This window comes from Dactylosporangium sp. NPDC051484, assembly GCF_040689395.1.
Taxonomy (GTDB): Bacteria; Actinomycetota; Actinomycetes; order Mycobacteriales; family Micromonosporaceae; genus Dactylosporangium.
The window spans coordinates 14,703-24,059 of record NZ_JBFAZX010000034.1 but is presented as its reverse complement, the minus strand read 5'-3'; the positions used below and the strand labels follow the sequence as shown (position 1 = coordinate 24,059).

Genomic DNA, 9,357 nt, shown 5'->3' with positions numbered 1-9,357 from the left:
ACTGGATCTCCCTCCCGCACGCCTGATGCGGATACCGGAACTGTTCGTTTACGGATGGGTGGCCGCGGCGAGCAGTCCCGCCAGGTCTGCGTCCGGGTGCCGCAGGATCTGCTCCAGCACACGCACGTAGGTGCCGGCCAGCCGCGCAGCGGTGCCCGGGGCGAACAGGTCGGTGCTGTACTCCAGCTGGCCTTCCAGCCCGGAGTCCGTCTCCCGCACCGCCACGCTCAGGTCGAACCGGGTGGTGCTGGTGCGCTCGGCCACGGGTTCGACCAGCAGCCCGTTCACCGGCGACCCGGCCTGCCCGGCACCGCCGGAGTCACCCGGCGACGAGGCCCCCACCAGGTTGAACATCACCTGGAACAGCGGCGAGTGCGCGAGCGGCTGCTGCGGCGCCAGGGCGCGGGCCAGATCGGCGAAGGGCAGGTCCTTGTGTTCCTGCGCCTGCGCCACCACGTCGCGGGTCTGTCGCAGCAGGTCGGTGAAGGTCCGCTGCGGCGTCACGTCCAGGCGCAGCACCAGCGCGTTCACGAAGTACCCGACGACGTCGTCGAGTTCGGCGGCGGGACGGTTCGTCACCGGTGAGCCGATCGCCAGCTCACGGTCGTCGGTGAGACCGCCCAGCAGCACGGCGTAGGCCGCCAGCATGGTGGAGTACAGGGTCGTGCCGTGGTCCGCGCCGAGTTTGCGCAGCCGCTCCACCAGGTCGGCCGGGATGGTCAACGCCACCGCCGCCCCCTGATAGGACTTCACCGGACACCGTGGGTAGTCGGTGCGCAGCGTCAGACACGCCGGCAACCCGGCGAGCTGCCCGCGCCAGTACTCCCGCTGCCGGTCCAGCTGCGCGGCGTCGAGGGCACGCTGCTGCCAGCGGGCGAAGTCGGCGTACTGCACCGGAAGCGGCGCCCACCCGGGCGTGCGGCCCTGGCACAGCTCCCCGTAGGCGGAGACCACCTCGCGCAGCACGATCGCGGTCGACCAGCCGTCGAAGACACCCCACGGGCGGGTGAGGACCAGCACGTGCTCCTGCTCCCCGAGCGCCAACAGGTGTGCCCGCAGCATGTACCGGTCCTGCGGGTCGAACGGGCGCAGCCGCTCGGCCCGCAGCCACTGGGTCACGGCGTCGTCGCCCTGCGGGGCGTCGGGCACGCGCAGCACCCCGACCTCGAAGCCGTCCGCGCCGTTGACCCGCTGGATGACGACCCCGTCGCGCCGTGGGTAGCTGGTGCGCAGGATGGCGTGGCGCTCCACCAGGGCCCGCACCGCGCCCACGCACGCGTCACGGTCCAGTGGACCCCGCAGCCGCAGCGCCAGCTGCACGTTGCCGTGCGCCTCGCCCAGGTACCCGGGACCGCGCAGGAACCACAGGTCCTGCTGCGCGGTGGACAGCGGCGCCTCGGTGCCCTCCCGCGCGGGTGTGTCGGGCACCAGGCCCGAAAGCGGCCGGTCGGAGCCCTGCGCGACCTGCGGGGCGGCGGTCTGGTCGGGCTCCTGTGGCGCGGCGGCCGGGGCACGTTCCTGCGGGGCGGCCTGGCCGAGCTGCTGCTGGATGGCCGTGGCCATCTCCTCCACGGTGGCGGCCGTGAGAATCACCTGCAGTGGCAGGTCCACCCCGGTTTCCTTCTTCACCCGCAGGTTGAGCCGGGTGGCCAGCAGCGAGTGCCCACCGAGCTGGAAGAAGTTGTCGTGCAGGCCGACCCGCTCCAGGCCGAGAACCCCGCCGACCAGCCGGCACAGGGTGCGCTCGATGTCGGTACGCGGGGCGACGTACACCTCCTTGGCGACGTCCTCCTCGTCCGGTGCGGGCAGTGCCCGCTTGTCGACCTTGCCCTGCGCGGTGACCGGCAACTCCTCCAGGACCACGAACGCGCTGGGGACCAGATAGTCGGGCAGCCGCTGCGACAGGTGCTCGTGCAACACCCGCACCAGGGCGGGACCGAGGCGGTCCACCTGCGGCGCGTTGGCCAGCCGCGCGGCCCGGTAGCCGGAGCGGGCCCGGCCACGCGGGTTCGCACCGCGATCCAGGACCAGGTCAAGGCCGTCCAACCGGTCCTGCGACCAGGTCAGCGCCACGGCGTAACCGAGCTCTTCGGCGTGGCGCAGCACCGCCTCCAGCTCCTCGATCTCCTGCGCAGCGTGCGCCGACAGCCGACTCTCCCGGGACAACGGCTCCACCTGCCGCGACGGCGCCCAGTGCGCCAGCGACGTGCAGACCCGCACATCCTCGGCCACGCGCGGGTTGGTCAGGCCGGTGACCCCGAACCGCTGCGGGGCACCGTCCTCCAGCAGCGCCCGCAGTTCCCCGGTGCTGGCGACCGACACCCAGGAGTACTCGGCGTCAGGGCCGGCGGAACCCTTGGTCAGCACGACGTCGTAGCGGTAGGCCAGCATCTCGTTGCCGCCCAGACCCCGCTTGACGGTGATGTCCACGTCGGCCAGTCCCGCGAAACGCTCCGGCAGCCGGGCGAAGTAGGTCGGGCTGACCAGCAGTTCGGTCTCCTGCCGGCGGCGGCGATGCACCTGCGCGGCGAGCGCGCCGGCGCTGGTCGCCCCACCGGTGCGGCTGCGCTCGATGGCGCACACGTGCGCGGAGAACAGATCCAGGTTGCGGATGTCGCCGAGCGCGATGCGCCCACCATCGGCGACCAGCGGCAGGATCCGCGCGATGACCTCGTCCAGGTAGTTGCGGCTGGGGAAGTACTGCACCACCGAGTTGAGCACCACCACGTCGAACTGCTCACCCTCCTGCCCGGCGGTGAGCGCGTCGCCCTGGCGCAGGGTGACGTGGGACCAGCCGCGTCGCCGCGCGCTGCGGTCCAGGTCCCGCAGGGCCGCGGCGGAGATGTCGATGCCGTGCACGGCCTCGCACTCCCCCGCGTAGCGCAGCAGCAGCAGGCCGGTACCGCAGCCGACCTCCAGCAGCCGCTTCGGGCGCAGCGCGCGGATGCGGGCGACCGTGCCATCGATCCACTCGCGCATCTCCGGCTCGGGGATGGGCTCCCCGGTGTAGCTGCTCTCCCAGCCGGCCAGCTTCAGGTCGTCAGGGACGCTGTCGTCACCGTGCGAGTACTGATCCTCGAAGAGCCGCTGCCACTGCCCGAGGTGCTCGGCGGTCTGCTGCGCGGCGGCCGACTCCAACCAGTCGTCGGCGGGGCGCACGTAGGCGGTCAGGGCGTGCACTTCGCCGTCCGTGCGCGGCACCACGACGGCACTGTGCACCGACGGGTGCGCCTGCAGCACCGTCTCGACCTCACCCGGCTCGACCCGGAAACCACGCACCTTGACCTGGTCGTCAACGCGGCCACGGAACTCCAGGGTGCCGTCGGGCAGGCGGCGAACCAGGTCACCGGTGCGGTAGATCCGGGCGTCCGGGTCGTCGCTGAAGGGGTCGGGGATGAACCGCGCCGCCGTCAGTTCCGGGTCGTTGAGGTAACCACGGGCCAGCCCGGCACCGCCGAGGCACAGCTCACCGATCACCCCGTCCGGCACCAGGCGCTGCTCACTGTCGGTGACGTACGCGATCGTGTGCGGCACCGGCTGGCCGATCGGCACGCGGGCGTCCTCGGGGATGTCCCTCGGGATCTCGTGGTACGTGGAGGCGATGCCGTTCTCCGTCGGGCCGTAGCCGTTGACGATGCGCAGGTCGGGCTGGGCCGCGTACAGCCGGCGCACGTCGCGGGCGGAGAACGTATCGCCCACCACCGCCAGGTAACGCAGCGGCAGGTCCCGGCCGGTGGCGGACTCCACGAACACCGGCAGGAAGGCCGCCGACAACAGCATGGTGTTCACGCCCTGACGCCGCACGCAGTCCAGCAGCTGCGCCGGGTCCTTGGCGTCGCCGTCGTGCAGTACCAGCACCCCGCCGCACACCAGCGGGGTGAGCAGTTCCTGCGCGCCGCCGTCAAAGGAGACCGACGAGTGGTGCAGTACCGCGGTGTTCTCGTCGGCGGTGAAGTAGTCGGGGTTGCGCACCAGCCGCACCACGGCCCGCTGGTCCACCAGCACACCCTTGGGTCGGCCGGTGGAGCCGGAGGTGAAGATGGCGTAGGCGAGATGCCGCGACGTCACGCCGGCCTCGGCGCGGGACGGGTTGTGCGCCGGCATCGCCGCGACCACCTCGTCGGTGTCGATGTGCACCACCTGGTCGACCCGCTCGAACGGTGCGCGTGGCAGCCGGGACTGCCCCACCACGATGCGCACCCCGGAGCTGTCGAGCAGGGCCCGGATGCGCGGCTCGGGGTAGTCCGGGTCGATCGGGACGAAGGCGCCGCCGGCCTTGAGGATGCCCAGCATCCCGACCACCCGGTCCGGTGACCGGTCGGCGCACAACCCGACGAGCACATCCGGACCGACTCCGGCGGCACGCAGGCGGTGGGCCACCCGGTTCGCCCGGGCGTTGAGCTCGACGTAGGTCAACCGCTGCTCACCATGCCGCACGGCGAGCGCCTCGGGACGGCGGGCCACCTGCTCCTCGAACAACTCGGCGAGGGTCGAGTCCTGCGGGTACGGCGGGCAGGCGCCACGGGCCACGCTCAGCAGCCGCTGCCGCTCGGCCGGGGGCAGCACGTCGATGTCCAGCGCCCGGGTGCCGCGCCCGTCGTCGGCGGCGAGCGAGTCAACGATGCCGGCCAGCGCCGTCTCGACGTAGGTCAGCAGCATCTCGGGCTCGACCGCGTCCTCGATCTGCACGGTCAGCGACAGCTCGTCGCCGAGGTCGTCCAGGGACAGGCCCATCGGGTAGTTGGTGCGGTCCATGAAGGCCAACCAACTGATCCCCTGCTCCTCCAGGCTGGGCGCGTCGCCACCGGGCGCCGGCTCGAAGTGCCGGAAGTTGATCGCCGCGCTGAACAGCGGGGTGTCGGCGTCCAGGCCGCTGCACCGCTGGGCCAGGCTCAGCGAGGACTGCTCGCGGGCGATGAGTTCCCGCAGCCCGAAGGCGACCTCGTCGACCAGCCCGCGCACGGTCCGCCCGGCCAGGCGTACCCGCAGTGGCAGGGTGTTGATGAAGTTGCCCAGCATCCGCTCGACACCGGCGATGCCCTGCAGGCGCCCCGACATCACGGTGCCGAACACCACGTCGTCACGCCCGCTGCCGGCGGCCACCACCCGGGCGCAGGCGGCGTGGAACAGCCATGCCGGGCTCAGGCCGAGCCGGGCGGCCTCGGCCCGCAGCCGGCGGGTGAGTTCGGCCGGCAACGACCGGCGCGGCTTCCGGGTACGCCGTCCATCGCCACGCACGTTGGACAGGCCGAACGGCACCGTCGGCTCGACGACGTCACCCAGGACGGCGCGGAAGTACCGCTCCGCGTCCCCGCTGCGCAGCTGGTGCAGGGTGTGCGCGACGAAGTCCCGGTACGGCGCGGGCGGGATCAGCAGGTCAGCGCGGCCGGACATGTGCGCGACCGCCTCGTTGACGATCAGCCGCAGCGAGGTGGCGTCCTCGATGAGGTGGTGGAAGTTGACCAGCAGGTAACGCCGCGGCGAGTCAGGATCCGGGGCGACGCGGACCGTCAGCATCGGTGCCCGGTCCGGCACCAGGTCGCTCGGGCGCTCCAGCAGCCTCCGGGCGCGCTGCTGCGTGTCCTGCGTGGCGTCACCGTCCAGCTCGATGCGGTTCACCGGCAGCGTCGCCGTGCGGTACACGACCTGCACCGGCTCCGGTAGACCCTCGGTGAGCACGGCGGTGCGCAACACGTCGTTGCGGTCGACCACCAGCTGCAGGGCCTCGACGAACGCGGTACACGCCTGCTCATTCTCGGCGGTGAAGACCACCGACATCACGTACGGGTCGCGCTCCGGGTCCATCAGGTAGTGGAAGAGGATGCCCTCCTGCGACGGTACCAGCGGGTAGATGTCCTGGATGTTGGCGGCGCCGCCGGGAACCCGGGCCGCGATGGTGTCCAGATGCTCCGGACGCAGCCGGACCAGGGGCAGCATGTCCGGGGTGAGCTGGCGGGCCCCGTCCGGAATGGCGTTGGGCGGGACGGTGAACCCGGCACCTCCGTGCGCGTGCGTCGTGGTGGTGGATGTGTCGGCGTCACCGCCGCCGGCCTGTCCGTCCATCAGCGCGGCCAGGCCCGCGAGGGTCGGCTCGGTGAACAGGTCCCGCACACTCAGGTGCAGTCCGACCTCGCGCAGCTGGGCGACCAGGACCGTGATGAGCAGCGAGTGGCCACCGAGGGTGAAGAAGTTGTCGTGCCGGCTGATCCGGTCGGCGTCGAAGCCCAGCAGTTTCGCCCACGCCGCCGCCAGCGCGCGTTCGGTGTCCGTGGCGGGCGGGGCGTACTGCCGCTCCTGCCGGGACGTGTAGGCGTCCATATCCGGTGCCGGCAGCGCGGCGCGGTTGAGCTTGCCGTTCGTGGTCAGCGGCAGATCGCGAAGCAGCATGTAGGCGCCGGGCACCATGTAGTCGGGCAGGGCCCGCCGCGCGTGCCGGTCCAGGCCGCTGCGCAGCTGCGCCTCGGCCCGGTCATCAGCGGGTACGACGTACGCGACGAGTTGCCGGTTGCCGGGGTGATCCTCACGCACCACGACCGCGCAGGAACGCACCCCGGCGTACTCGTTGAGCTGTGCGGAGATCTCGCCCAGTTCGATGCGGTAGCCGCGGATCTTCACCTGGTCGTCGTTACGCCCCAGGTACTCCAGCGCTCCGCTGGCCGTGCGGCGGGCGAGGTCCCCGCTGCGGTACATCCGGGCCCCGGGCACCCCACGGAACGGGTCCTCAAGGAACCGCTGGGCGGTCAACTCGGGCCGGTTGAGGTAGCCCCGGGCCACGCCCTCGCCACCGACGTACATCTCGCCGACCGCACCGGTGGGCACCGGGGCGCCCTGCGGGTCAAGCAGGTAGACACGCAGGTCAGGCAGGGGACGACCGATGGGGCTGACCGCGTTGGCGGTGTCGGCCGCGGTCACCACCTGGTAGGTGACGTGCACCGTCGTCTCGGTGATGCCGTACATGTTGATCAGTTCGGTGCCGTTGTTGATCGGCCGGGCGAACCATGGGCGCAGCGCCGAGACGTCCAGCGCCTCCCCACCGAAGATCACCGTGCGCAGGCTGTGCGGGGCGCCGTCGTCGCCCTGCGCGGCGATCAGCTGCCCGAAGGCGCTGGGTGTCTGGTTGAGCACCGTGACGCCCTCGTCACACAGCAGCTGATAGAACTCGCGCACGTTGCGGGTGGTCTCGTGCGGCACCACGACCAGGCGGCCGCCGTAGAGCAGCGCGCCCCACATCTCCCAGACGCTGAAGTCGAACGCGAACGAGTGGAACAGGGTCCACACGTCGGTGGGTCCGAAGCCGAACCAGGGTTCGGTGCTGGTGAACAGTCGCACCACGTTGCGGTGTTCGACCATCACCCCCTTCGGCAACCCCGTCGAACCCGACGTATAAATCACATACGCCACATCAGACGGAGACGCACCCACCACCGGCTCCACATCCTCACCCGACAACCCCACCCACAAACCCGCATCCCCCACCACATCCACCACCACCGCACCACCCACATCCAAACCAACCGGCAAACCACCATCCACCAACACCACCACCGGCAACGCATCCCCCACCACATGACCCAACCGCGCCACCGGCGCCGACGGATCCAACGGCACATACGCACCACCCGCCTTCACCACCGCCAACGCCGCAACCACCAACCACTCACTACGCCCCAAACACAACGCCACCAACGAACCCCGGCCCACCCCCACCCCACGCAACCACCGCGCCAAACGATTCGCCCGAACATTCAACTCCCCATAACTCAACCCCCGACCACCACACACCACCGCCACACCATCACCACACTCACGCACCACCCCCTCAAACCACACCTGCAACAACCGCTCCGAACCAACGGGCTGTGCCTCCGGTGAGTGCGTCAGCTCGTCCAGTTCGGACTGCTCAAGCATGGCCAACCGGGAGATGCGCTCGTCCGGGGTGTCGGCGATCGAAGCCAGCAGATTGCGGTAATGGCGAATGAACCGCTGGATCGTGGTGCGGTCGAACAGCGCAGTGTTGAACTCCACCGCCCCGGCCAGGCCGGCCGGCGTCTCCCGCAGGTCGAGGGTCAGGTCGAACTTCGCGACGTCGAAGTCGACGTCGACCGGGGTCACCCGCAGACCACCGAGCGTCAGCTGCCGCGCCTGGGTCTCCTGCAGAACCAGCACCGTCTGGAACACCGGCGAGTAGCTGAGGCTGCGCTCCACCCCGAGCGCGTCAACCACCGCCTCGAACGGCACGTCCTGGTGGTCGTAGGCGGCCAGCGCGGTCTGCTTCACCCGCGCCAGCAGCTCGGCGACGGTGGGATCACCGGACAGGTCGTTGCGCATCACGACGGTGTTGGCGAACAGGCCGATGAGCCCCTCCACCTCGGCCCGGTTGCGGTTGGCCAGGATGGTGCCGACGGCGATGTCGCTGTGCTGGGTGTAGCGGTGCAACGCGACGCAGTACGCGGCCAGCAGCGTCATGTAGAGGGTCACGTCGTGCTGCTTGCTGAGGTCGCGCAGCCGGTCCAGCAGGTCCGGCGGGCACTGGAAGAACTCACGGGTGCCGTCGTGGCTACGCACCGGTGGGCGGGGCCGGTCCGTGGGCAGGGTCAGCGTGGTGTCCACGCCGGCGAGCTGCTGCTTCCAGTACTCCACCTGGCGGGTCTGCACGTCGCCGGCCAGCCACTGCCGCTGCCACTGCGCGAAGTCGGCGTACTGCACCGGCAGCGGCGCCAACGCGGCCTCGACCCCGGCGCAGTGGGCCTCGTAGAGCGCGGTCACCTCACGGAAGAACACCCCGACCGACCAGCCGTCCGACACGGCGTGGTGCATCGTCACCATCAGGACGTGCTCGTCGTCGCTCTGGCGCACCAGCAGGGCCCGGATCAGCGAGTCGTGGGCGAGGTCGAACGGGGTGAGTATCTCCTGCCGGCACACCTCACGCACCTGCGCCGGATCCGCCACGTCCAGCTCGCGCACGGTGAAACCGGCGTCGGCGTCGATGCGCTGGTACGGCACGCCGTCGCGGTCCACGAACCGGGTACGCAACGCCTCGTGGCGTTCGACGAGGTCATGCAGGGCCTGGCGCAGCGCGGCACGGTCCAGCGGGCCGGTGAGCCGCATCGCCATCGGCACGTTGTAGTACGCGCTGGTGCCCTCAAGTTGGGCCAGGAACCATAGCCGCTGCTGGGCGAACGACAGCGGCAGCGGCTCGTCCTCGCTGCGCGGCACACGCGGGATGAAGTCCAGTGCGGACAGATCAACACCCTGCTTGCGCAGCAGCACGATCACGGCACGCTGCCGCTTGGCGGGCATGGCCTGGATCTTGCGAATCAGCTCATGGCCGCTGGGCTCCTGCGACGTGCTCATCTC

1 protein-coding gene is annotated in these 9,357 nt (G+C 70.8%); it reads right to left on the bottom strand.

The features are described from left to right. Window positions 1-48: 48 nt before the first annotated feature. On the bottom strand, window positions 49-9,354 hold the full coding sequence (locus AB0367_RS33435) for an amino acid adenylation domain-containing protein (RefSeq protein ID WP_366230488.1): 9,306 nt from the start codon (window positions 9,352-9,354) through the stop codon (window positions 49-51). Window positions 9,355-9,357 lie beyond the last annotated feature (3 nt).